This is a genomic window from Draconibacterium mangrovi (assembly GCF_010586825.1).
In the GTDB taxonomy this organism is placed as follows: domain Bacteria; phylum Bacteroidota; class Bacteroidia; order Bacteroidales; family Prolixibacteraceae; genus Draconibacterium; species Draconibacterium mangrovi.
On the sequence record NZ_JAAAGB010000004.1, the window covers coordinates 269,993 to 294,886 of the forward strand.

At 39.3% G+C, this 24,894-nt stretch carries 19 protein-coding genes; 5 read left to right on the top strand and 14 right to left on the bottom strand.

The features are described from left to right. Positions 1-122: 122 nt before the first annotated feature. Positions 123-2,303, top strand: coding sequence for a T9SS type A sorting domain-containing protein (locus G4420_RS12815; protein ID WP_163324033.1), 2,181 nt, complete (start codon positions 123-125; stop codon positions 2,301-2,303). A gap of 3 nt (positions 2,304-2,306) precedes the next feature. Here the strand turns inward: G4420_RS12815 and G4420_RS12820 are convergent, their stop codons facing one another. The 3 genes from G4420_RS12820 to G4420_RS12830 form a co-directional block, all read right to left on the bottom strand. Then, a complete protein-coding gene (locus tag G4420_RS12820) occupies positions 2,307-3,959 on the bottom strand; it encodes a mechanosensitive ion channel family protein (protein WP_163324035.1) in 1,653 nt (550 codons plus the stop codon). A gap of 88 nt (positions 3,960-4,047) precedes the next feature. After that, positions 4,048-4,521, bottom strand: coding sequence for a phosphoribosyl-AMP cyclohydrolase (locus tag G4420_RS12825; protein ID WP_163324036.1), 474 nt, complete (start codon positions 4,519-4,521; stop codon positions 4,048-4,050). Positions 4,522-4,562: 41 nt separating this feature from the next. Then, entirely contained in the window at positions 4,563-5,957 is a 1,395-nt protein-coding gene (locus G4420_RS12830) for a thioredoxin-like domain-containing protein (protein ID WP_163324038.1), read from the bottom strand. A gap of 113 nt (positions 5,958-6,070) precedes the next feature. On the opposite strand from G4420_RS12830, the gene G4420_RS12835 reads away from it, so the two are divergent. Beyond that, complete coding sequence (locus G4420_RS12835; RefSeq protein ID WP_163324040.1) at positions 6,071-6,973, top strand: glycosyltransferase; 903 nt, start codon at positions 6,071-6,073, stop codon at positions 6,971-6,973. Positions 6,974-7,017: 44 nt separating this feature from the next. Here the strand turns inward: G4420_RS12835 and G4420_RS12840 are convergent, their stop codons facing one another. The 5 genes from G4420_RS12840 to G4420_RS12860 form a co-directional block, all read right to left on the bottom strand. Beyond that, a complete protein-coding gene (locus G4420_RS12840) occupies positions 7,018-8,061 on the bottom strand; it encodes a DUF4097 family beta strand repeat-containing protein (protein WP_163324042.1) in 1,044 nt (347 codons plus the stop codon). A gap of 54 nt (positions 8,062-8,115) precedes the next feature. Then, a complete protein-coding gene (locus G4420_RS12845) occupies positions 8,116-8,712 on the bottom strand; it encodes a hypothetical protein (RefSeq protein WP_163324044.1) in 597 nt (198 codons plus the stop codon). A gap of 4 nt (positions 8,713-8,716) precedes the next feature. Beyond that, positions 8,717-9,271, bottom strand: a complete 555-nt coding sequence (locus G4420_RS12850) for an RNA polymerase sigma factor (RefSeq protein WP_163324045.1) — start codon at positions 9,269-9,271, stop codon at positions 8,717-8,719. Between the two features lie 250 nt (positions 9,272-9,521). Then, positions 9,522-10,217 carry a hypothetical protein gene (locus tag G4420_RS12855; RefSeq protein ID WP_163324047.1) on the bottom strand — a complete coding sequence of 232 codons (696 nt, stop codon included), beginning with the start codon at positions 10,215-10,217 and terminating at the stop codon, positions 9,522-9,524. A gap of 24 nt (positions 10,218-10,241) precedes the next feature. After that, on the bottom strand, positions 10,242-10,943 hold the full coding sequence (locus G4420_RS12860) for an aspartate/glutamate racemase family protein (protein WP_163324049.1): 702 nt from the start codon (positions 10,941-10,943) through the stop codon (positions 10,242-10,244). Between the two features lie 86 nt (positions 10,944-11,029). Here G4420_RS12860 and G4420_RS12865 point away from each other — a divergent pair, with 86 nt between their 5' ends. From G4420_RS12865 to G4420_RS12875, 3 genes are all read left to right on the top strand, one after another. Then, positions 11,030-13,006: a peptidase U32 family protein gene (locus G4420_RS12865; RefSeq protein ID WP_163324051.1), complete on the top strand. Its 1,977-nt coding sequence runs from the start codon at positions 11,030-11,032 to the stop codon at positions 13,004-13,006. Between the two features lie 423 nt (positions 13,007-13,429). After that, positions 13,430-13,750 (top strand): hypothetical protein, encoded by a 321-nt coding sequence (locus G4420_RS12870; RefSeq protein WP_163324053.1) that lies wholly within the window; start codon positions 13,430-13,432, stop codon positions 13,748-13,750. Positions 13,751-13,837: 87 nt separating this feature from the next. After that, complete coding sequence (locus G4420_RS12875) at positions 13,838-15,088, top strand: hypothetical protein (protein ID WP_163324055.1); 1,251 nt, start codon at positions 13,838-13,840, stop codon at positions 15,086-15,088. Positions 15,089-15,600: 512 nt separating this feature from the next. On the opposite strand, the gene rho is transcribed toward G4420_RS12875, so the two are convergent. The 6 genes from rho to G4420_RS12905 form a co-directional block, all read right to left on the bottom strand. After that, entirely contained in the window at positions 15,601-17,505 is a 1,905-nt protein-coding gene (gene rho, locus G4420_RS12880; RefSeq protein WP_163324057.1) for a transcription termination factor Rho, read from the bottom strand. Positions 17,506-17,842: 337 nt separating this feature from the next. After that, complete coding sequence (locus tag G4420_RS12885; protein WP_163324059.1) at positions 17,843-18,436, bottom strand: class I SAM-dependent methyltransferase; 594 nt, start codon at positions 18,434-18,436, stop codon at positions 17,843-17,845. A 157-nt stretch (positions 18,437-18,593) separates the two neighbouring features. Further along, positions 18,594-19,280 (bottom strand): TonB-dependent receptor plug domain-containing protein, encoded by a 687-nt coding sequence (locus tag G4420_RS12890; protein ID WP_163324060.1) that lies wholly within the window; start codon positions 19,278-19,280, stop codon positions 18,594-18,596. A 227-nt stretch (positions 19,281-19,507) separates the two neighbouring features. Further along, positions 19,508-20,434, bottom strand: coding sequence for a hypothetical protein (locus tag G4420_RS12895; protein ID WP_163324062.1), 927 nt, complete (start codon positions 20,432-20,434; stop codon positions 19,508-19,510). A 485-nt stretch (positions 20,435-20,919) separates the two neighbouring features. After that, positions 20,920-23,418, bottom strand: a complete 2,499-nt coding sequence (locus G4420_RS12900) for a PKD domain-containing protein (RefSeq protein WP_163324064.1) — start codon at positions 23,416-23,418, stop codon at positions 20,920-20,922. Between the two features lie 262 nt (positions 23,419-23,680). Further along, positions 23,681-24,634 (bottom strand): hypothetical protein, encoded by a 954-nt coding sequence (locus G4420_RS12905; protein WP_163324066.1) that lies wholly within the window; start codon positions 24,632-24,634, stop codon positions 23,681-23,683. Positions 24,635-24,894 lie beyond the last annotated feature (260 nt).

The window sequence follows — 24,894 nt, forward strand, 5'->3', positions numbered from 1 at the left end:
TGTGCAATATAAAACACAATACTTGAGTTTTTGTTGAAAAGTTACGTGATTGATTTGAATTGATTAAAAAATAAGTAATTTTCGCGGTAGTAATTTATTTATCCTGCAAAAACCTTTTAAGAATGCGTTGGTATATTCCAATTTTAACAGTACTCATTTTTATATGTAATTCGGTAAGTGCACAGTTGTCGGAAGGAGGATTTCCTTTGCAGGTTGTTACTTTAAAAAGTTCCGACAGGGCGTTTATAAAAATGCCGTTGTTAAAACAAAGTGTTATTGAGGCTGCAATGGCAGCAAATAAAACATCCGATGCGCAGTTAAAGGCATTAACTTTTGCGCATGCTTTTAATGTCGATTTTAGCCCGTCAAATTCAGGTGTGTGGTATTCAACCAACGCCGGTTTTAATGTTTGGCGCATTACCATTTCTTCAGAAAATGCTTATTCGCTCAATCTTATTTTCGATGATTTTGAGTTAAACAACAAGGGGCGTTTATTTATTTACAACGAACAAAATAACCATTACCTTGGTGCCTTTACCGCACGAAACAATAAACCTTCGCATAAATTTGCAGTGGCACCGGTTGCCGGCGATGAAATTACCGTGCAATACGAGGTTCCCGAAGACGAAGGAACGCCGGATGATTTTAGAATAACCCGCGTTAACCACGACTTTATGGGTATTCTGAAGTTTGATCGTCGGCCTATTCAGGGGAAAACAGCCGGAGATTGTAATATTGATGTGAACTGCGAAATTGGCGACCGCTGGAACCAATTAAAAGATGCCGTTTGCCGTTTAATTGTTGATGGACGAGAAGTATGTACGGGTACACTACTGAATAATACTGCTGAAGACAAAAAGCCTTATGTTTTGTCGGCATCGCATTGTTACGACAAATGGGAATATGCCAAGACCACAGTTTACACTTTTAATTACGAAAGCCCTTATTGTGCTCCTTTGGATGGCGACCCCATTCATTCGCTTTCAGGAGCGATTATGAAAGCCCATTATGATAGTCTGGATTTTGCATTGGTAGAATTAGACGATCTGCCACCGCCCGATTTCCGACCGTATTATGCCGGCTGGGACCGATCGTCGGCAATACCCGATTCATCAGTAAGTATTCACCATCCGCAGGGAGATATTAAAAAGATATCTTTTGATAATGATGCCCCTGATATTCAGACATTTACGTCATCAACGATTAAAAATCCAAGATACGGCTCGTTTAATATATTGCGTTGGGACGGTGGAGTTACAGAAGTGGGTTCTTCAGGAGGTGCGTTGTTTAATATGAAAGAACAGGTTATTGGCACTTTATCAGGAGGTGCTGCGTATTGCGGAAACCCGGTGAATGATTATTTTGCCCGTTTTGCAATGCAATGGGATTATAGTTCCGACACAACAAAACAATTAAAATATTGGCTTGATCCCCTGGGAACAGGCGCTACGGAGTTAAACGGAAAACAATTTAATACCAACGAGGATTTGTGTAACGCTTTTACAAATTTGACCGATACGGATGAGCATGGAAATATTGCTCTAACCGTTTCAGGTGAAACTAAAGGCTATTGGGGAGGAACCAATTCGTTGGGAATAACTGAAATTGTTGAACACTTTAACATTTATGGTAATGAAATTCTGGATGGTGTTTCGTTTGGTGTTGGAAAACTGGTTACCAATAATAACAACAGCCGAATAACAGTGAAAGTGTATGAGGGCGATTCGTATCCCGAATATCTGCTGTACAGCAAACAGGTAACAATTGATAACTGGGCTGAAGATGCCATGAACTTTGTAAGTTTTAATCAGATGGTTGAGCCTGCCGGCGATTTTTTTGTTGGTTTTGAATTGAGTGACATTAATACTGCCGATACCTTTGCCATCTATCAATCGTTGCGCGAGTATGAAGATGCCACAAACCATCTCTACGTAAAGCAAAACGGAAGCTGGGAAAGTTTTACATCGCTGAATCCCCAAAACTACGCCATGGTTAATGTTATTGAACTGGTTGCTTGTAATTACAGTCTGCTAACTGATACTCCAACCGTAGAGCAACCAAAAAACGTTTGGGTATATCCAAACCCAACCGCCGGAGAGCTAAACCTGGAGTCGGATAAAGAGATTGAGCCGGAGAATGTTGTGGTGTATAATTTAATTGGGCAGGAAATTAAAACTTCAGTTGTAAAGACAGATAAATTCCGTATAAAACTCAATCTTCATGGAAAAACAGCCGGTGTTTATTTTGTGCGTTTTCCCTATGGAAATACATTTGTTACCCGAAAAATCTCGTTCGTACCGTGATAATTATTTCTGTCCTGTGGCTTTTTTTATGACCTCGCCAACCGGATCGGATGGAGGGTTTTCGTTTTTCTGCTGAGGAATTGTAGAGGCATTGCCATCTCGGAAAGCCGAGTAATGCGGCGATAATATTTCTACTCCGGCTTTATTAAATTCATTCAAAATACTTTTATTGAGCTCTGAATAAAAATGCGCCATTTTTCCGGCTTGTTTGGTGTAAACATTTAGTTCGTATTCCACATAAAAATCGCTAAGGCTTTTTTGAAGTACAAAAGGTTTAAAATCGCGGGTTAGGTTTTTGGTGTTTTTTGCCGCGTCGAGCAATAGTTTTATTACCGTGTCGGCAGGAACATCGTAGCCTATGGTTACGTTAGGGTGAATAATTATCCCCAGCTGACTGGCATTTTTTGTATAATTCCACAAATGCGTATTTATAATGGTGGCGTTGGGGATGGTAACATCTTCGTTTTTAATTGTTTTGATGCGGGTCACCAACAGGTTTTTTTCAACGATATCGCCCATGGTGTCGCCAATTTTTACCCGGTCGCCAATTTGAAACGGCCGCATATAAGTGATTACAATTCCGGCAACGATATTGGCAATGGCCGAAGTGGATCCGAGCGTGAAAATTACCCCAACAAAAATGGATACGCCCTGAAAAGCTTTTGAAGAAGGAAGGTATTGTACAATAAAAACAGCGGTGATAATGTAGATAACGATTTTAACCAGGTTAAAAGTTGGCTTGGCCCAATCGCTGTGAAATCCCTTAATCCGCAACTTTCCTGTTTCAAGCTCCCGAACCACCACTGAAAGTATTTTTAAGAGATAACGAGTGATAATGATGATGACAAAAATGGAAAACAGATTGGGGATAAAACTTACAAAATCGTTGGCAATTTTCTTTACCGGATCGGCAAGATAACCATAGAATTTATCTGCTAAATCTCTGGTCCAGGGTAAAAAACTAAATAAAAAGGGCAGGTATAAAAACAGTACCAATAGCACTAGTGCAAACTTTACTACCTTCGAAATAAGCAGAAAAATGTTTCCGCCTTTACTTGGCAGAAGGTATTTTAAAAAACTCTTTCTTTTTTGTTTTAATCCCTTTTCGTAATGTTCCAGCTTAATGTTTAGTGCTGTAAACAATCTATTGATCAGGAATATAATCAGGACTAATCCTCCTAAAGCTAAGAGCGTATACAATGCCCGTAACAGCCAGTATGTTAGCTCATTTCTCTCGGATGCTTTGTTAAATGCAAGTTTTATATTTTCAAGATATTCATTGGCCACATCACTTTTTGTTTTTCCAAAGAATGCGGCATCTGCCTCACTCACGCTGGCTAACGGAAGCTCGTCATAAGAAATTATTGAATAATTGTTTTTCTCAGTAATTGAAAATAAATCTCCATCAATCTGAAAACTGGCCATGGTCGTTTCCAATCTTTCAATTATCATGGCAGCTCTTTCTGCAGGAGAATACGGCCCCAGATTGGCGTATACTGGAAATAGGGTATCGGAATTAAAAACTACGTAAGCAACCTCTGCTTTTTGCAAATTTTTGTCGGCAGCAGAATTAGGAATGGAATCACGTACTTCAGTTTGAGAAAATACCTGAAGAAAAAATGTTACAAGGGCAATGAGGATAACAGCTTTTCGCATGATCTGGATTTTAGATGCTAAAAGTTACGACAAAATTTCCAATCATCGAAAGGGGGAAACTGCGTAAAAGTTATGTTTTAAGATTTACCTATTCCGGCTTAAAAGGAAACGAAGAATGATGTAGATTCAGCTTTAACGAGTTGTCGGCAGCTCTGAAAAATCCCATTGTATATTCTACCTTTGTTTCGGCTCCGTTAGTATCATTAAAAAAGTAGTTTCCCATAATGATTGCCTGTTTAAAATTGGCTATAAAACCATGTACCTCAAAACGTACCTTTTCCCAGGGCTGAAGTGCAAATCCCAGGTCTTCCGGGAAATTGTCGTTTCCACCAACAAAGTAAGAAAGCGCCTCTTCTTTGCTTGCCCTGAATTGTGGGTCGGTAGCTTTTGTAGGCTTAAAAAGTACTTTGCTTTCGCCGTAACCATACAAATCGTCAATGTGCTCTTTTGCGGCTTTCACATAGTCGCCTTTTGCAGTGTAAATTTTACCAATGCGAATAATGCCGTTACCCCAGTCGTACTGTCTTTTTAAAATATCTTCTTTACTGAATTGTTCATTCATTTTTCTACAATTTTTATTCAAGTTAACAGCTTTTTATAAGCTTAGTTCAATTCAAGCGGAATAATTTCTTTTAATTGTTCGACGGTCATTTTTTTACCGATGATTTTTTTGTTTTCATCGAGCAGGTAAATGGCTGGTGTTTTTCGGGCATCGTACTTTATTTTAAAACGCGATATATGTTGCGGATCCCAAACATTTATCCAGTCGAACATATCGTGTTTCGCTAAAAATTCAGTCCATTCTTCCTTGTCGTCCATCGAGTAAATGGCATATACCTTCAGTCCTTTATCCTTGTTGGGCAGGTATACTTCTTTGTAAAATTCAGGTACAAAAACCTTACAATGCGAACAGTTGGGCTCGTAAATGAGAACAACTGTTAACTTCGAATCTATTTGATGCAGGTTAATAAATTCGTCATCAAAACTTTCCAGTGTGAGGTCGGGACCAATTTCTCCTATCAGGTTATCTTGCATAAAAAGTACATTCTCTCGAATGGTCTCAAGCGATTCTTCTGTTGCCCAAAATGCTTCGCCGTTTAAGTAATAGTCGCGGGCAATATCAACAAAAAGGGCGTCCATACCCATGATATTACTGTTAATGCTGCTGTTCAGGAAAAAAGACGTGACAAACTGAAACAAACGTTTATTTGGTTTCACATCTTCAATAAATTGGTAAACATAAGGCTTCACCGAATCATAGCCCGGATACAACACTTTGTTGAACCAGTTTTCAAGTTTAGTCTTATAGAAAGGAGTGAACAGATAACGTTCGTCGGTATAATCGAAATAATCCCAAAAATGTTCTTTCTGATAGTTGAATTGAGCCAATAGCAGCAAAGAATCGTTTTCCTGAATTTCTTTTGGCAACGTTGATTCATCAAGTTTGGGAACGTAATTCGCCGTTAAAAATTTGTAGAGAAACGAGTCGGGGAACTTTTTATCAATCATTGCCCAATAATCGTACATTTCGTTGTTCAAAGCCTCGCGTTGTTGAGCTATTTTTTCTCTTTCTGCGGCATCGGCATTTTGGTAGGTATTGCTTAAAGAGGCACTCTGTTGTTGCAGGTTTGCCAGAAAAATCATGTAATCGACAAAAGCTTCAGATTCGGGTGCTCCTTCTATTTTAGCATTCTTACCCTCATAGGAGGAATTGCTTATTTTAAAATACTGGTCGGCACCCAACAGAAAATCAAAATGGTGGTCTTTATTAACCAGTATTTTATACAATCCTTGCGATAAAATACTGTCGCCTGTAAATACGCCTTTCCCTTTTGCATCAAGTATTGCAGAGTCGGCCGCATATATTTTTCCGAGGTAATGATACGCCAGTTGAACCGTTTTGTTGGGAGCTCCGTCAAGCTGCACTTCAATATTATAGTGTTGTGCGCTAAGTCGGAAACTAAAGAACAGAATAAACAGAAATACGAATCGAATCATAAGCAATTTCAGATAAAGTCTTAAAAATAGAATAATTCCACGAAATGTCATTTCTACAGTATAATTGTTTTAAACCCGAAATATTGTAAATTCAGGGCCTGTAAAAAGAAACTATGCTTTCGGTAAACATCCCGGTATATAACATTGAAGTGGTGGATTTGGTAAACGACCTACACCAACAGGCTACACGTTTAGACATTGATTTTGAGATAAGAGTGTACGACGATGGTTCGGATGAGATATTTAAGTCGTTGAACCGCATTCTTAAAAGTAAGTCTAATGTTGTGTATATCGAGATGGAGAAAAACCTTGGCAGAGCCGGAGTTCGTAACAAAATGGGAGCCGACTCTGTGTTTGACTGGTTACTGTTTATTGATGCCGATTCGAAAGTTATAAGCGCTGATTATTTAAAAAATTATCTCGAAAACCGGAACGAGAGTCGGGTGTTGTGCGGTGGAACAGCTTATGCGAAAGAAAAACCGGCAGATCAGGAAAAGCTGCTTCGATGGACTTACGGAACAAAACGTGAGGCGGTAACGGCAGCAGTTCGTAACCGAAACAAAGGATTTATTATTACCTCTAACAACTTCTTTATTGCGAAGGAACTTTTTGATCGGGTGAACTTTCGGGAAGAATTACTCGAATACGGACACGAAGATACCTTACTGGGCTACGACTTGTTTTGTGCCGGAGTAGAGATCTTTCATATCGATAATCCGCTGGAACATACCGGCCTTGAAAGTGCGCAGGCATTTTTGAAAAAGAGCTGTATGGCGCTCGAGAACCTGAAAAAAATAGGAGAGGAACTGCTTGATGGCGACCAAATGTTTTACCGCCAGGTAAACTTCTTGCGGAAATATAAACGGATAACTTTTTTTATTCCATCGCGAACTGTCGGGCGGCTATTCAGAAAATATCGTGACAAAATGGAAGAGAATTTAAAAGGTGCCCGTCCATCGTTATTGGTTTTCGATTTGTATAAGCTGGGTTACTATGCAGGCATAAAAAACCGCTGACAAATATTGCCAACGGTTTGAAAATATGTTGTATAGTCTAAACGTTATTCATCCAGTTTAATATCGCCGTAACGGCTTACAACCGTAACTTTGCCGCCCTCTTCCGAACCAACTTTTCCAACAACCGTGTTTTTGTGGTTATCTTTGATACGGTTTCCTGCAAATTCATCTTCAGGGTATGAAATACCGCAGTAATCGCAGTCGGCATCAAGTGAATAACTGGCATCGTCGAGTCCCAGTGAAATTTGTCCGTAGCTGTTGGTAATGTCGATAAACTCGAAGTCGGCCCCAACTTCGTCTACTTTAATGCCTCCGTAACCCGATTCAACTTTTAAGCTTTTCGCCAATTCTCCAATTTTAATATTGGTGTACTTAATTTCTGCTACCAGCGACTCCAGTTCTTCAAATTTAAATTTATCATATTTCGATTCGATTATTACCGATTTACATTCTTCAACGCTTATGTTCGAGTATTTCGATTCGATATTTAACGAAGAAGCTTCTTCAATATCAAGAGGCGAGTAGCTCACATCAACATCCATGTGCGAAACCTGGCCAATATTTGCGTTTCCGTAGGCCAGCGATAAGCTGAGCGAGCCACTTTCGGGTGTAGTGAGTTCGTAAGCGGTAAAGTTACCGTATTTACAAATGAACTCGCCGTTTCCGGTAAGCCGGGCAACAATGGTGTTACCGTACTTGTTGTTGATTTTCAGATCTTTGTCGGAAGGAATATTTACTTCGTAATCGATACTAAACTGTCGGTTACTTTTAAAGTTCTTTTCAATTTCTGTAACCGCTTTTACGGCACTTCCCGTTTTTCTGATATACACTTCCAGCATATCCAATAAATCATCAGCCTTATTCTCGTTAGGTGCATCAACGGTTATTGTTACATGAATAACTACCGAGTCGCCGGTTGAATTATTAATTTTTACTTCGCCAAAGCGGTTGTCGATTTCCAGTGACGAAACCTCATTGTTTAACCATGATTCATGGTACTCTTTTGTTTTTTCCTCTGCAAATACTGTTGTTCCGGCGGCTAAAACGCCGATAATAAACAGTGCTGCAATTCTTTTTAATGCCTTCATTTTATTCTGGTTTTAATTTTTAATACTAATTCTTTCCAGCCAATTTGTTTTGTATTATATGGCCGTTGTCTCCAGTTCAAATTCTTGTGTTTTCTGTTGTACTTCTTCTAATTTGGTAATGATTATATTGATTACACTAAGCTTAGCCTGATAATATTCTAACATGGCGTTTATTACACGCTCGTCGTTTGGGGTGGCTGTTAAATCCTTCTGCAGGTTTTGGTAAAGTGTTTCAAACTCAGCCAACTCATTGTTCATCATATTTTGTTCGTCTTCCGAAATCAAACCTTCTTCAATCCATTTATTCCATTGCTCCATACCGGTGTTTATCGAGTTGGTGTAATAATATTCAACTTCCTGGTATTCCGGCGAAATAGATGCAAGAGTAACGCTTGCCGATTCTGTTTTCGAATCAAAAATTCCCTGATTGTTTGGCGAAAAATAGATAAACGCCTGGTTGGTTGCCAAAAATACAAACACAACAGCGGCAGCAACTTTCAGAATCATATTCAGACTTATCGTTCTTTTCTTTTTATGTTGCTCGTTAAGTTTTGCCTCAAATCGTGCAAAGTGGCCTTCCATTGGTTCGTTATCATTTAACGTTTCAATGTTCTCCAGTATCAGTTTTTCTATGTTATCTCTTTTTTCCATAATCTTAATTGTATGAAAATATTTCCTTCCCTCTTAATATCTCTCGTAACTTATTTTTAGCTCTCAGCAGCTGGGTTCTCGAAGCTGAATTCGATATGCCCAAAATCTGGCTGATCTCTTCGTGGTCGTACCCTTCAATCAGGTAAAGACTTAACACAACCCGGTAGCCGTCAGATAGTTCCTGTATCGCCTGTTTTAACACCCGGGCGTCCAGCTCGCATGTATCCATCCGGCTATCGGCAATTTCTGTGGTACGTTCGTTTACCTCTTCAAATTGTACTTTTCGTTTCTTTAAATAATCCAATGAACGGTTTACAACAATACGCTTTAACCAAGCCCCGAAACTTACTTCGCCTTTGTAGGTGCCAATCTTTTTAAATGCACTTAAAAAGGCCTCCTGCATTACATCTTCGGCTTCCATCTGATCATTTACGATCCGCAGGCTTACACTGAACATGGCTTTGTAATAAAGCTTGTACAGCTGGAATTGTGCCTTCTGGCTTCCTTCCTTACACTGATCGATGATCTCCTGATGAATATTTTTATAAAGTGTATTCAATCTTTTATTTTTCTGATTCAATGACGACGGCAATATTTCAATGTTGCATACCTTACGGAAATATTCTTTGTTTTTCGGTATTTTTTGCGAAATGTATTGGGGATTTACTGAATATCAAGGTGTTTAGAAGGTACTTTTCAGCTAAAAATTATGAAGCAGAGATAGATTTAACAACGAGCTGAAAATGGTTTAAGGAATTAGTTGTGAGCATCGAGCATCAAGTATCCAGTATCCAGTATCCAGTCTACAGCTACAACGAATTATAGTATTCAACCAATTCTATCAGTTTGTCTGCCTTACCCGGTTTTATTTTATTCTCTCTTATAAAATCTTCAATTTGATCTTGATGATCGGTGAAGAAATTCTGTAAATCCTTTTTCGATTCAATTTTAACAGCAGCTTGCTGGTTTAATCGCAAGTAATAAGAATCGGGACGTTTTATAAATTTTGCCGGTTCCGGTTCTTTATACGCAGCGGCTTCTTTAGGTTTTTGGTAAAGCACTTCAGGCCGGGCATATAAACTAACTTTGCCTTCGGTTAAAAGAATGAAATAGGCACGTTTTACTTTGTTGCCCAGTTTATACGGAATATTAGAAAAAGTATTTTCACCAACTACGGCTTTCTCAACAATTTCAGGTGCGGCTATGGCCAGGATCTGCTCGTCGGGTGTTTGAAATTCCATTTCGTCGTTGAAAATATTGTAACGTAGCGGAATATCGTTGTACTGAATTTTTTGGTACGTATAAATGGTGCCAGGTATAAATTCATCGTTTAAATAGGGCGATCCTTCAATATCGCTTTCAGTAAGCCTGTTCCTGTGTTCTCCCTTCGAGATTTTGTTCAGCTCAAAAAAGTCGATAGCATTTCGCAAGTCATAGATACTTTGGGCGTAGAGTCCGGCAGAAGAAAATAATAGAATAACGAATAGGGAGATGTACTTTTTCATGGCTAATAGTTTATTCGGTTAATATTAACGATTTTCATCTGATGTTGCAAATTCGGCAATGGCTTTCGCATGTAGCTCAAGGGTGTTGAACAGCGGTTGTTCAAAGTCATCCTGACTGACCAGTAGAGGTATTTCAGTGCATCCCAAAATCATACCTTCGGCACCTTTCTCGGACAGTTTATTCATAATTTCCAGGAAGCCGGTTTTGGTTTCCGGAAGAAAAATTTCTTTCAGTAGTTCGTTCATAATGGAGGAGTGGATAAATTCCCGTTCCGGTTTTTCGGGCACAATTACCTCGATGTTGTGCCTGCCCAATCGTGTTTTATAGAAGTCGAGTTCCATGGTTTCGCGTGTTCCCAGTAAACCAACTTTGCTAATTCCTTTTGCTTTTATGGCAGCGGCTGTTGCATCGGCAATGTGTAAAATTGGAACATCAATTTCTGTTTGTAGCTGCTCGTAGGTAAAATGAAGCGTGTTGGCACAAAGGGCTACAAAATCGACACCCGCATTACAAAGCGTTTCGCTTGCTTTTTTAACGATGGAATAAACACCTTCACGGTCGTTTTGCTGGTTGCAGGCATAAATGTCGCCATAATTTACCGAGTACAAAATAATCTCAGGAAAGGTTAATCCACCCTGGTTTTTGTTGACGGTTTCGTTAATGATTTTGTAGTATTCCTGTGATGATACCCAGCCGGTTCCTCCTACCAATCCAATTTTCTTCATTTGTCATAATTTTCTTCTTCTCAAAAGTGCTAATTTATTTGAGATAGTTAAAATTTATTATTGCTAATTTTGCGCGAAAATAGATTATGCAAAAACCGGAACTTCTTTTACCTGTTGGAAATCCAGAATCGTTTTATGCTGCATTGCGCGGTGGGGCCGACGCAATTTTCCTGGGATTAAAACAATTTAACGCCCGTGGAAGGGCAAAGAATTTTACCAACGGGCAATTGGTTACCATTCTTGAAGAAACCAAAAAGAAGAACATCCAGGTTTACATTACCCTGAATACGGTGATCAAAAACAATGAAATTCCGGAGTTGCTTGATTACCTGAATTTTTTGAATCAGGTTGGCGTTAACGGAGTGATCATTCAGGATTGGGGCGTTTTTTATATTGCACGTACCTATTTCCCGAAATTGGTGCTGCATGCCAGCACACAAATGGCCATTCATAATTCAACCGGAGCTAATTATGCCCATAAAAAAGGGATAGAGCGAGTGGTTCTGGCCCGCGAACTCACTTTGCGCGAACTCAGCAAAATATGCAAAAAGAGTAAGGTCGAAACCGAAGTATTTATACATGGTGCGCTGTGTTATTCTTTCTCGGGGATGTGTCTCTACAGCAGTTATGCCGGGGGTAGGGGAGCCAACCGCGGACTTTGTACCCAACCTTGCCGACGCACTTACACGGCCCAAAATGCACAGCAGTATCTTTTTAATTTGAAGGATAACCAGCAAATTGATTTAGTCGACCGTTTTACAAAAATGGGAGTAACCAGTTTAAAAGTTGAAGGGCGTATGAAATCGGGTGAATACACTTACCGCGTGGCACAGGCATACCGAACTGCACTCGACGAACCCAATCAAATGGAAAAGGCCAAGGAGCTTTTGTCGCTCGATTTTGGACGCGAGAAAACAGCCTATTTTATGGGTAAAGATGTAAACGAGGCCATTTCTGAAAAAACGGTGGCCGGCGTCTTTCTTGGCAAAGTTGAGCAGATAAAAGGACAGGATATCTGGTTAAGCTCGCAAATGACCATTGAATCGGGATTTCGTTTGCGTTTTCATATTCCGGGTACTGAAAAGCAGGAAACAGTAAAGGTACGCGAAGTAGCCGAAGAGAATGGGTTGTTTAAAGTTCATTCGGGCGGAAAACAGGTAAAACCCAACAGCGAAGTTTATTTGTCGGGGATTAGTGATGTTAAGTTCCCCTCGAAGCTCGATGATACAAATACTCAATTTAAGCAGTTGAAATACGGACAGAAACAAAAGATATTAGGTGATTTAAAAGGCAGGGAAAATGGCCGCAAAGAAGAGTTTTACTTTCGTGTAAACTCAATGGAGTGGCTAAAAAAGATGAACCTGAACGAAATGGAAGGTTTGTTTCTTGCCTTTTCAAAAATTACCTGGAGCCGCTTTGATCCGGAAGTACCTTTTATTCAAAAATTTAAAGAGAAGATCTACATCGAACTACCGAAGTTTATTCAGCAGGATGCTTTGCAGTTTTACCGCGAGTTAATTACCAAAATGGTAAAATGCGGACTGCGCAACTTTGTAATCAGTCATATTTCGCAGCTGGATTTGATTCCGCCAAAGTGCCGCATTATTGCCAACGAAAATGTATATGTTTTTAACGATGCAGCAGCGTGTTTTGTAAAAAACGAAGGTGTGAGTATGTTTTCCTATCCGCAGGAAATTGATTTTGAAACCCTGTTTTCACTATCGCACAAAGATGGGATTGTACCGGTTTATTTCTATCCCGAACTTTTCCATTCGCGAATGCCAATAGCCATGAAAGAAGGCAATGATGAGCTGGTGGATGATATGAACATTAAGTTGCAACGCTTCCGCCGCAATGGAATTACTTCGATTGTTCCGCAGGTTCCGGTTTCCATTTCGCAATCTAAAAACAAATTGAAAAATAGTGGCTTCTACCGGTTTTTAATTGATTTAAGTTACGAGCCGGTTTCAAAACACCGGGCAAAAACTGTTAAAAGCCGTATTCTTCGTTCGGAGCAAATTCAACCATCGAATACCTTTAACTTTAATAAGGGATTGAAATAGCCCCCTTTTATCTATTCTGACATATTACTTGTACTGAAAAGCGACTCCCCATCATCTCCACACCTGAAGATAGTAGTCCGCACCCAGCCACTGGTATATAAATTCCCATACTACCCGGTTACATAACTATTGTAAACTGATGGAGCAGGGGATGTAGTTAGCTAGAACACCATATCTCCTGATGTCATATTTACTATAAAAAAGTTGTTCTATAGCATTTTTCTTGAAATGCTGAACATAAAACCGTAATTTGTAAACGAAATACCTGAGAGCACCATTTATTCAGAAAGAAAATTTACAAAAGCCCGACCAAGCTCAACGTGTTTCCATAATAGACAATAAAAACCACCTGTGCCATGGTAAGCAATACAGGTGGTAGTATTAATAAACCAAAATTATTAACAGTCTAAATTTAGAAAAATTATGACAACACTAAATGAAAAAGAGAAACGCGATTTTGCTACGCAAGTAGCAGTAATTACAGAACAAAATGCACAACAGCTTATCGATGCCGGTTTCGATCCTGCCACCCGGGTAGGTGGTTTACGAAGCAAAATAACCGAAGCCGATGAAGCTGAAGGACGCCAGAAAGATGCACAAGCGGCGGCACTTGATGCCACCAAAGCTTCTAACGAGGCACTTGCAAGCATGTATGCTGACGCATCAGCTTTCGTAAAATTAATAGAAGGATTGTTAGGGAAAGACAACAGCCTGGTACGTAAACTGAAACAATTAAGAAGCTGATAGATCTGCTCAGTTTCCCATATTTAAGCTAACAAAACCGTGTTGCTTATAAAGCGCACGGTTTTCTTTTCCAAAAAAACACTAAAAATGGCCCGCAAAAAGAATAACCGAAAGAAAAAGCCTGCACAACAAGCAAATGGCGGTTACAAAAAGTTTATCAGAGAGTTATACGATACTTTACGTCTGGCTGGAATAGACCAGATGTGGGACGAAAATACTGATGCTGACAAACATCTGATGTATAGTATGCGAATACGTATTCAGAATCCGGTGGCATGCAACGAATTGGTAAGTTCTGCCGAGCTCAAACGAATTGCAATGCAAACTAAAAGATACTATAGAGAGCCCACAGTTGAGCGAAAGAAGGACAAGTTTTCAGCTTATCAGCTCATGTTACTCTATTGTTATCTTGCTGTTAGGGAACAGGTGATTGCACGAAATCTGGGGAATAAAAACGATCCCGTGGTTTTAGAGCGAAGAGAACACAAGAATAAAATGCTGGATCAATTCGGGATAAACTGCATACTTGGTCATTTCAGAATAATGATTCAACTGGGTAGCCCCGATTATAAATATTTTGGTTTAGCCCTGCGGCATGCTGCAATTTATAAAGAAAACCCAAGTATGGAAATGGTGCCCGATATTTATGGAATTCCGGCAGAAAAGAAAATAATCTGCCTGGATGGCCATAAACGACCGGCTTATCGTTTAGGGAAACCCGACGGCATGGAGATTTTTACATGGAGCGTTACTGCTGCCAATATTCTTGGTGACGCTTATACCGGAGATAAGGAAAAACTCGATATTTATATTCAGTCTCATGCTTTGAAACGAATGGCACAACGGTTGGACTTGCTGAAACGCCCTGCCATAAACTATGCATTGTGGGAAAATACCATTACTATCACCAGCTTCGTTCATCATCGCGGAAAATTACTGTTGCCCGTAAAAATATACGACATTAAAATTGGCTATCTGGTAGCCGAGGTGGTCGACGATGTGTTACTGTTTAAAACCTTCCTGTTTATTACCCATAATTTTACGCCCGAAGGCGATACTTTGCGCCGCATAACGGGTTTGGGGAAAGAAGATATCAGCTATTGGAAGATCGACCGGCTGAGTACTTTTGTAAACCTCGATACCGGAAAATATCGGGCCCTAACTGAGTTGTTTGAACAGGCCGGTCTTGCCGATATTTTTCAGTTAAAAGACAAAGATTTTGATGTGGAACAAATGCAGGAAGCCAATCTTGATGGACTAATGCGTTATATCCAGCGCGGAAAGAATGCCGACACCATACAAAAGCAGGAATTTGAAGCCCTCTTACAAAACGCCTGATCAACTGCCCCGGTTTTAGTTTCAAAAATCAGGGATAGCAACATTCTATCCAACACCGGCAAACCCATAGCCCTGTTTTTTGCCCCGAAAAACAGGGAGATGTAATACATCTTTTCGGATATTGCCTCAAAAAACAAGGATAGCAACATCCTATCCATAGCTGGTAACACTAAATCCTTGGATATCGACACCATATCCAAGGATGCGCTTTAAAAAAGAGGGCTGGAGACATTCTGGCTTTGGATATTATCATCCTATCCAAGAATATCATCGCCATATCTTGGGATATGGTGGCTGTAGCTATTGATTTTATTGGGTTTTGGAGGTGAATAGTCATGGAGGATACTTCTTTGAGTATCACTGTCGACTGTTGCGCTTTTGTTTGAAAAAATATAGAATAGGAAATAGGATGTCATCTTTCAAAAAGATGACATCCTTTTGCATAACTTTCAGGCAACAAAAAAGCAGGTCCGAAACCGAACCTGCTTTTTCTATATTGTTGTTTTTACACTCTATCCATCGTTCATCGATGCAAGGAATTCTTCGATACTTGCTGTACGCATCAATCTCGTTTTCATAAACTCCATTGCTTCCAAGGCGTTCATATCGCCAAGGTAGTTGCGCAAAATCCAAAGTTTGTCGAGAACTTCTTTCGAGAATAAAAGGTCTTCGCGACGGGTACTCGATGTTGGAATATCCACAGAAGGGAAAATACGTTTGTTCGACAATTTTCGGTCGAGTTGCAGCTCCATGTTACCTGTACCTTTAAACTCTTCAAAAATAACCTCGTCCATTTTCGATCCGGTTTCGGTAAGTGCCGTTGCCATAATCGTTAATGAACCACCTTCTTCAATGTTTCGTGCCGCACCAAAGAAACGTTTTGGTTTATGCAGTGCGTTGGCGTCAACACCACCCGAAAGTACTTTACCCGATGCCGGTTGAACAGTGTTATATGCACGGGCCAAACGTGTAATCGAGTCTAGCAGGATAACCACATCGTGGCCACATTCAGTTAAACGTTTTGCTTTTTCCAGTACAATATTTGCCACTTTTACGTGTTTGTCAGCCGGCTCATCAAAAGTTGATGCAATTACTTCGGCATGTACGCTGCGTGCCATATCAGTAACCTCTTCCGGACGTTCGTCGATCAATAACACGATCATATAAACTTCAGGGTGGTTGGCTGCAATGGCGTTGGCAATCTCTTTTAATAATACGGTTTTACCGGTTTTTGGTTGGGCAACAATCAAACCACGCTGCCCTTTACCAATTGGCGCAAACATATCAACCACACGTGTTGAAATATTGTCGTGCCCATTTCCGGTAAGGTTGAATTTCTCATCGGGGAATAAAGGAGTCAGGTGATCGAAAGGTACGCGGTCGCGAATATATTCCGGGCTACGTCCGTTAATCTCCAGTACTTTAATCAATGGGAAATATTTTTCACCTTCTTTTGGCGGGCGAACTGTTCCTTTTACGGTATCGCCGGTTTTTAAACCAAAAAGTTTAATCTGCGACTGCGATACATAAATATCGTCGGGCGAGTTCAAATAATTGAAATCCGATGAACGTAAGAAACCATAACCGTCGGCCAAAATCTCCAGTACGCCGGTGTTGGTAATAATACCTTCAAACTCGAACTGACGTTGTTTTTGGCGATTTCCTTGCTGCTGACCTTGTTGTTGACCTTGCTGCTGGCTTTGTTGTTGACCTTGCTGCTGGTTTCTGTTCTGCGGTCTTTGACGGTCTTCTTTTCCGCCGGTATTTTGTCTTGGCTGATTCTGCTGATTTTGTTGATGTCTTTGCTGACCACCACGTTGTTGCGGTTGCTCTTTAGCTTGTGGAGCCTTAACTTCAGGTTTTTGTTGCTCTTGATTCTTTTCCTGAGCTTGTGGTTTATCCTGAGCTTTCGGTTTATCCTGAGTTTGTGGTTTTTGCTGTTGTTGCTGAGGAGCTGATATTGTTTCCTCCGGTTTGGCAGCTGCTTCAATATTTTGTTGCTTTGGTGCTGCAGCAGATTTATCCTTGGTAAAACCTTTTATTATGGCTTTTATCTGGTCCTGACGCGTTTGAACTTTATCGTCAATTTTGTCGCCATGTTTCTTTTTCGGACCTGATCCCACTTTTTCACGTTTTACAGTCTCCACTCTTTGGCGAGGACGTTTTGAACGGCGTGGTTCATCGTCATCCTGAGTGATTCTGTCGGATTGATTTTTACGATTACCGGCTCCTCCTTTTTCATCTTTAGGAGCATTCTTTGGGCCTTTGTTTTCAGCTTCAAGAACAGCCTGGGTATCTAAAATTTTATAAATAAGATCCTGTTTCTTGTAGGATTCTACACGTTTAATATTGAGATCTTTAGCGATCTCTTTTAATTCAGGAACAAGTTTCTTGTTCAGTTCTAAAATATCATACATTATACTATTGTTATAACTTTTCTCGATTAATAATTGTTGAAAAAATTCTTGGAACAATTGACGAGGAGGGTGATTTTCTTTTGAAATCGTGTGCAAGTATAAATAAATACCTGCTTGTAAACAAAAAATTGAAACTCTTTTTTCTTCCTCTTTCTTATTTTTAAGTAAAATTAAAACTTTTGGTTCGTTCGTAAAAATATATTTCCAAAAAATGATTCAATTTGCTCAGTAGAAAGTTCTGATTGTAAATACTATACGTTTAAGACAGCTAAATTGTTTAATTTTATTTAAAGGAGTTTTTTTTAGTGGTTTATAATGTGGCCGAAAATCGAGGTTACTACTTAATTCCTTTTAACCTGATAATTGACGCAATACCGCTATGATAAAGGCCTTCATCCAGTTCTATATCGGTTTTATGTGTTGTTAGTGAACAAAAATTTATAAAGTCATTTTTTAATTCTTTTTCATCGAAAAGGAAGCCGATATCTTTAGGGCCACCGGTATTTCTGTTTATTTGTTCTTTCGAAAAACCTTCAAGAATTAGTGTGCCTCCAGGTTTTAGGTACGACGCTAATTTTTGGTGAACTTTGTTACGCATATTTTCCGGCATATGTGCATATGTCAAACAAATACAATCAAAATACTCCTTTTCAAATTCGGCATTTTCATAATCAGTTACCTGGTAGCGGATAGAAGTATTATGTTTATCAGCTAGAAGCAGTGCTTTTCTTTTTCCTTCACTACTGGGATCAAAAGCTGTTACATCCCATCCTAATGTTGCTGCAAAAACTGCGTTTCGTCCTTCGCCTTCTGCCGGAAACAACACCTTCCCCGGTTGTAGTTTTGGCAATTCTTTTTTCACAAAATCGTTAGGCGCTTCTCCGTATGCATATTCTGTTGCGCTGTATCTATTATTCCAGAAATTGTTCATTGTTACTGTTTAATGTTGTATAAACAAATTACATTAAAAGAGGTTTATCCATGAAGAATGCGTAATCATCCAGGTTATAAGTCGATGATTTTTGTATGTGTTAAGAGAGTTCAATAAAGGAAATATATTCGAGAAAAATTGATTTTGGGCCAACCAACTATTTATCCTCGTCGCCTTTTTTTGTTTCGATGAGAACAACTCCGTTTGCTCCCCTTGAACCATAAATAGCAGAACCCCCATCTTTTAAGATATCGATACTTTTTACTGTATGTGGGGGGAGCATACCTAATATACTGCCTTCCCGCTCAATTCCATCCACAACAATTAATGCAGCATTACTGCCACCCATCGTATTATTCCCGCGGATTATAATTTCATCACCAACTACCTGCACGCCCGAAAACTTTCCTCTTATCAGCTCATACATATCTGCGTAATTTGAGAAATTATCATGGTCGTCTCTCAAACTAGAAATTGCGTTGAGTTTATCTTCATCCAGTACATGTCCATAACCAATAGCCAGAGATTTTCCTTCTTCGCCCGGCTTAAGGTGTAAATTAACAGCAACAAACTTTGTGTTTTCTTCTAGTTTAACATTTTGTTTATTAAATCCGTGGGCAAAAAAGCTTAATTTATCTTTAATATTACAGGCAACTGAAAATCTTCCAAGGGTATCTGTTTTAACTACTTGTTTGGTACTTTTTACCTGAACTTCCACCCCAGATAAAGGGATATTTTCGAAAGTAGTTACTTTGCCATGAATACTTCTATCCTGAGCACTAATGCTATTTACAATGCAAAGACAAACTAAGAATACTAGTTGTGTGAAAAAACGGTTAGCCATGGTTTATTGGTTTTAGTATTTTTTTGAAATCGAATTAAAATTAATGTAAAAAATTGAATTAAATCTCTGATTTGCAAAAAATATGAGATGGGTAATATCCAGATATGAAAGAATTTTTTAGACAAAAAGTTCTCCGGCAATTAACAATGTCCGGTTCATACCTGGATGATTGTAACAAGGGTAGTTTGGAGGTGTTTTAAGTCGTAATGTACGATATATTGTCCTTTTCAATTATCTGTGGTACAATACTGAACATTGAGTTCTACTGCATAATAATTGTATTTCGTTAAAGGACCATAGTAATAATACATAGGAGGATATGGAGCTAATGGATTTCCGCTATATACCTCGAAAGCTTTGCCTCCGGGCTTATTATAACCCGTGATAACAACCTCCGGGGTGTTACCGGAAAACATCCAGGCCTGATCGAAAAAAAACCTGATCTGTTGATCGATATACGAAACCGTACCGATGATTTCTCCATTATCAGCAACCATGTTTTCAATTTCTTTATTTATGTCGTAATAATAGGTACCATTAATCATTTCGCCACAAAATGCTAAATGAGGGAAACAGCCTCCTCCACCAACAGGGGTGTAGGTAGAATAGGAAATTGCATAATTGGGCATTTCATCAAGATATTCTCCTTTGCTCCATGCTGATTCAATGTATCCTGTATTTGCGTTAATTACCACGGCATGAGCAAAAAGGTAAAGTTCGGTTCCTTCCCCGAAATCGTAATCTAAAGCAATTTCTTCTTTCGAAATAATGAACAGGTATTCAGTTTGGCCGGATAATTTATACGGGAACTTACCAGGAATTGGCCTGTTTTTGATATTGGAAGGAACTTCACCGGGATCGGTGCCTACCCAAAGCTGTACTTCTTCAATATTAAAATCTGAATTACCTGCAATTTTTACTGTTAAAGTATTCGCATCGTTGCTTACCCTCATTGTACCAACCTGTTCCTCATTTTTAATTTGAAGCGCAAATTGTTCTTCAATAACTCCACTTTTTAAATAGGATCCTTCTGTGATGAAACCTGTCTCCATGTACTCAATTTCTTCCTTTGAGTTCATCAGATCTACATCTATACAACCTCCCAAAAATGTACTTATTAGTACAAATATTCCGAATAATACCTTTGCTTTCATCGATTTAATTTTTGTTGTGTTTTTCAATAAGCACCTGTCCTTTAGAAGAGCCGGTTAATACGACTCTTTCTAATTATTAAAAGGGTTTGATAAAAATTCGGAAGTTGCTGTCGGATTAGAAGTATTACTTCCAACAGAAGTCTTTTGAAGCGTCCAAAAACCAAAGACTTTTTTCCTTCTTGATCTCTCTCCACACTCGAACTTGTCGATGTGTAATGTCCAGCATGTCAAGGGCAATATATCCTTTTTGTAAATAGTTGGTATTCAATTCTGTTTAAAAGTTTTTAACGATTAACCCCGAAACCTTTAGCAATATTTGTTAAAAACTCGCCAAGTGCGTTACTGCCGTGTAATAGAGGACTTTGAGAAAATTAAGCGAAAAAGCATTTATTTGGGTAAAATCCGGTGCTCAAAGTCGGTGCAATTCAATTCAATGAACATAAAAAGGCATAATTGCCTATGCCTTTTTATGCTTTCCTTATTTTTTATTCATGGATAATTTTTCCATTGATCACTTCATCGTTAAATTGAACCCGATAAAAAAGCAGGGAAGGAAGTTTATTATCTGCTTGGTATTCAATTCTGTAATTTTTACCTGACACGATGTTTTGATCAAACAACACATCAAGTTTCCGTCCTGAAACATCAAAGAGCTCGATTATACATGCTGCATTCTCTTCACGCGAGAATTCAAAATAAAGTTTATCGGTAAACGGGTTCGGGTACACGTTGATGTGAGGAGAGCTGATGCTTTGCGTCAAAATTTGTGCACTTTTAGCCGTGCAGTCAGTTACAGGCCCCTCAAATATATAACCAGCGGTATTAATAGCTGAAATTGTTAAACACATCGAAACATTTCCTTTAAACTCCGGAGATTCAAATAACACCGATCCGTTACCGTCGGTAGTTTGAGTTTGAGACTGGGCGCCATCAAAATTCCCTGTTATGGTTGCTCCTGAAACTACCGGACTGGTGGTAACGGTAACCGCATACTTTTTGCTTCCTTTTGATACATTTATCGTTTCCCAGGTGCCGAATGTAGCTGTTATTACCGGATCGCCAGGAGTTGTATTTTCGTTAACAGTAATGGTTTTTGTAATATTATCGCTTCCAGAATTATTACTAACCGTTAGAGATACATCGTAGATACCGGGACTTACAAAGGTGAATTCAGGATTTTGTGCAGTTGATGTTCCAAGGCCTCCAAAATTCCAGTTCCATGATGTTGGTGAGTTTGTACTTTGGTCGGTAAACACAACTGTTAGCGGTGCATCTCCTGAAGTTGTGGATGCATCGAAATCGGCAACAGGCGCTACTCCTCCTGTTAATGATCCCCATTCCTGTTCGCACATTACAACCGGTGCCGACATTCCGTTTGCAACATAAGCATTCCAAAAAATATTACCTGCTTGGTTGGTTGTATTTTCGTCGCGAAGGAATTTTGCAAATTCAAGAGAAACGGTTTGATAGAGTAAACGGGCTTTTACAAAAGCTGTATTTGCCGGTATTTCATAGCTTGTTGCATCATAATTCTGGTTATCGTTGTATGAATAAGCAACAACGGGCGATTGAATATCGATCAGTTCCTGATTGGTGGCACCACGCGGAGGAATTCGGTTGTCTTTCAATACCTTATTATTCAGTACAAAATGAAAGGATTCGCCTGTTTCCGGATCTCCCCAAACACCGGCAGCCTCTTCAACAAGGTCTGTCATTCCCAAATGAATCTCATAGATTTTAGCATCAACGGTATTCAATTCAGCTGTTTCATAATTATATGCTCCTGATTCAAACAGAATATTACCGTTTGCATCATACGCCTGAAGGTTGACCCAAATCCGTCTTCCTTCAGGGTAGCCCGAAGGTAATTTATGACCGGTGTTATTGGTGATTGTTACTTTGGCAACGTTGTTTGTTACTGATAAATCCATTGTTGCGGCATTCTGTAACATAAAAAGTGCACGTTCTTTTCCGGCCATTAAAGCATCTCTGTCTACTTCATCCGGATAAAGATCATAAATCAGATCCGGAATAAATGTATTGCCTCCGGTCATGTCATGAAGAGGTAAATCATTTCTGTAAATTGTGCCGCGTTTATTCGCTGCATATCCTGATACATCAGCCATATGACAATCCTGGCAGGTGGAAACGCCCTCACTAAACTTATTTCCGCCAAATGCAGTTCCTGTTACCGGTCCATTGGCGAAATCACTGATCGTCCATTCACTGTAAGTTCTTTCAACGGGAAGCATGTTCTGGCTTAGAAAACCATCAGATGTTGTGGGATCTCCTCCAAAAACAGGATTTCCATCTTTGTCAATTGCCGGACTACTAACATCATGACAAGTACCACAAATGGCTGATTCACTGTGGAAAGGAGAGTAGAGCATCTGGTGTTTTGCTGCGGCATCAATGAAGGGACCGCGTTTGGCGTTTCCATCGTGTGCCACGTACATTCCGTTTCCCGATTGTGGCGGAATCATGGTTATTTTCGCTAAATATTCCTGATCAGAAGGATAAGTATTATTCGTGTACTCAGTATTCCCCGTAAAGGGATTCAAGCCTAATTCCGCCGGTTTTACCAGTTTATGGCAGAAATCACACTGCACGCCTTCTCTGTCGTTGTTATTGAGCGCTGAACCATCTGTAGGGGTGGAACGTCCATTCAACCAACCGTCAGGTGCATGGCAGCGAATGCATAAGTCTCCCGAGCCCGGTGCATCTTGTTCCGCAATGGCCATACAGGCATAAAACAGCGGATCGCGGGCAGCCTGGGCCATCATGCTTCCCCGCCAGTTAAATGCGGGTTCTACGGCCTTGTCGTAACCACCGTGGCAGTTGTCACATTTATCAGGATGTTCTAAATTGCCTGAGTCGCCAGGTTGTGATCCCGGCATAAAAAAGTCCTCAATAGAAGTTCCAACTGATGCAATAATCACTATGGAAAGAGTGATGATTATTAATAGTAAAACTGATTTTTTCATGGTGATACGGTTTGGTTTATGTAATTCTCTAACTATGATGATATGTTACGAAAAGGCGAGGGGTTTGTTCTTGATTTATAGTGTTTTATTGAAAATTTGGAATTGATCCAGATAAGAATAGTTAAATGGATAATAATGGAAGTTATGAATTGACGAGGTGCTAGGGACTTCGGTTACGACAAAAATAAAACCGCTGAAGCAAGCCTCAACGGTTTTAGAATATTTTATCAAATCAACTTTAGTTAGGTCATTTTCTATTTTGTTAATTAGAACAGCCGGTGTAAACGATATTTGAAAGGTCACCTTTTATTGAATAACCGATTACTGTTTCATCAATATCCGGTGTACTCGGATCGTCTTCAGTCGTTATTACTTGCTCTCCATCGATTGCAATAATTTTTGTGTCAGTCCAAATAACCGCTTGTTCGTCTTTAGCATTGACAGAACCACAATCAGGTACAAAGCTAAATTCAAATGTGGTTGGTTCGCTGGCTTTACAGCTAATTTCTCCTGTCCAGGTAAAATTTGTTTGGTTTTTAGGATTATTTACTGAATAAGTTTTTCCATCGGGAGCTTCGTACTCCTCATTTTCATTTAATGCCAAATTTTCAACTTGTGGAAACGTAAAACGAAGAGTTACCTCTGCTTCCGAGTCATGGTTATAGCTGAAGGTGATGTTCATGTTATCAGATGTCACATAACCAAAACTAGCATCATCACAACTTTTACATGTTTCCGTAAGTGTCTGGTTATAACTTACTTCCTGAACTTGGGTACTACTCTCAATTTTAAGACCAAAAGAAATATCCTGGCAATAGGTCCAATCGCCAAGCATAGTTAATGGTAGTGAGAATACTAATTTATCACCTTGACTTTCCGGTTCGTTCGTGTCATATTTGATCCCTTTTCCATTGTCTTTGTTTCTATACGGAAAGGAAACTTTTGTGTCGGTGGATAAAGTAATTTCTTCGGATGATGAGATTTCAATATAAAGGTTAAAATCGTCATTCCAGCTGGTAACATTGAAAGAACCATTATTCTTTCCCCAGCTAAAATCGTAGTCGTACTCGTAAGGTGCTTCGAAACAACAACTACTCGCACTTTTTAGCATCAATCCTTCTTCAGAATTTGTGAGTGTTTCGTCTTTCTGGCAACTCCAGAAAATGCCGGCAGCTGAAAGTAAAGTCAACACGGCCATGTAAACCAATTTTTTCATCTTTTTTTGTTTTTGAGTTTATAAAAATTAACAAGTATTTGTCCAATATTCGATTCGATAAACCCTAGTAATAAGGTTTTTAAGGCGTGATCAAGATAATAGTATTATTGTTAATTAAGGTTGATGCCCTGTCCGAATTTGAGATTATGTTTCGCAATGAAAATTAATCTGAAATCTTAGGTATTCAGAGGCTACTCAAAAGAAAAAAATGATTTGCGTACTTGGCACAATTTTTATTATGTTTTGATTTGTTTCAAATT

Excerpts from the sequence above, each read along its gene's own strand:
- G4420_RS12815 (WP_163324033.1), top strand. The coding sequence starts at position 123 with ATGCGTTGGTATATTCCAATTTTAACAGTACTCATTTTTATATGTAAT.
- G4420_RS12820 (WP_163324035.1), bottom strand. The coding sequence starts at position 3,959 with ATGCGAAAAGCTGTTATCCTCATTGCCCTTGTAACATTTTTTCTTCAG.
- G4420_RS12825 (WP_163324036.1), bottom strand. The coding sequence starts at position 4,521 with ATGAATGAACAATTCAGTAAAGAAGATATTTTAAAAAGACAGTACGAC.
- G4420_RS12830 (WP_163324038.1), bottom strand. The coding sequence starts at position 5,957 with ATGATTCGATTCGTATTTCTGTTTATTCTGTTCTTTAGTTTCCGACTT.
- G4420_RS12835 (WP_163324040.1), top strand. The coding sequence starts at position 6,071 with ATGCTTTCGGTAAACATCCCGGTATATAACATTGAAGTGGTGGATTTG.
- G4420_RS12840 (WP_163324042.1), bottom strand. The coding sequence starts at position 8,061 with ATGAAGGCATTAAAAAGAATTGCAGCACTGTTTATTATCGGCGTTTTA.
- G4420_RS12845 (WP_163324044.1), bottom strand. The coding sequence starts at position 8,712 with ATGGAAAAAAGAGATAACATAGAAAAACTGATACTGGAGAACATTGAA.
- G4420_RS12855 (WP_163324047.1), bottom strand. The coding sequence starts at position 10,217 with ATGAAAAAGTACATCTCCCTATTCGTTATTCTATTATTTTCTTCTGCC.
- G4420_RS12860 (WP_163324049.1), bottom strand. The coding sequence starts at position 10,943 with ATGAAGAAAATTGGATTGGTAGGAGGAACCGGCTGGGTATCATCACAG.
- G4420_RS12865 (WP_163324051.1), top strand. The coding sequence starts at position 11,030 with ATGCAAAAACCGGAACTTCTTTTACCTGTTGGAAATCCAGAATCGTTT.
- G4420_RS12870 (WP_163324053.1), top strand. The coding sequence starts at position 13,430 with ATGACAACACTAAATGAAAAAGAGAAACGCGATTTTGCTACGCAAGTA.
- G4420_RS12875 (WP_163324055.1), top strand. The coding sequence starts at position 13,838 with ATGGCCCGCAAAAAGAATAACCGAAAGAAAAAGCCTGCACAACAAGCA.
- rho (WP_163324057.1), bottom strand. The coding sequence starts at position 17,505 with ATGTATGATATTTTAGAACTGAACAAGAAACTTGTTCCTGAATTAAAA.
- G4420_RS12885 (WP_163324059.1), bottom strand. The coding sequence starts at position 18,436 with ATGAACAATTTCTGGAATAATAGATACAGCGCAACAGAATATGCATAC.
- G4420_RS12890 (WP_163324060.1), bottom strand. The coding sequence starts at position 19,280 with ATGGCTAACCGTTTTTTCACACAACTAGTATTCTTAGTTTGTCTTTGC.
- G4420_RS12895 (WP_163324062.1), bottom strand. The coding sequence starts at position 20,434 with ATGAAAGCAAAGGTATTATTCGGAATATTTGTACTAATAAGTACATTT.
- G4420_RS12900 (WP_163324064.1), bottom strand. The coding sequence starts at position 23,418 with ATGAAAAAATCAGTTTTACTATTAATAATCATCACTCTTTCCATAGTG.
- G4420_RS12905 (WP_163324066.1), bottom strand. The coding sequence starts at position 24,634 with ATGAAAAAATTGGTTTACATGGCCGTGTTGACTTTACTTTCAGCTGCC.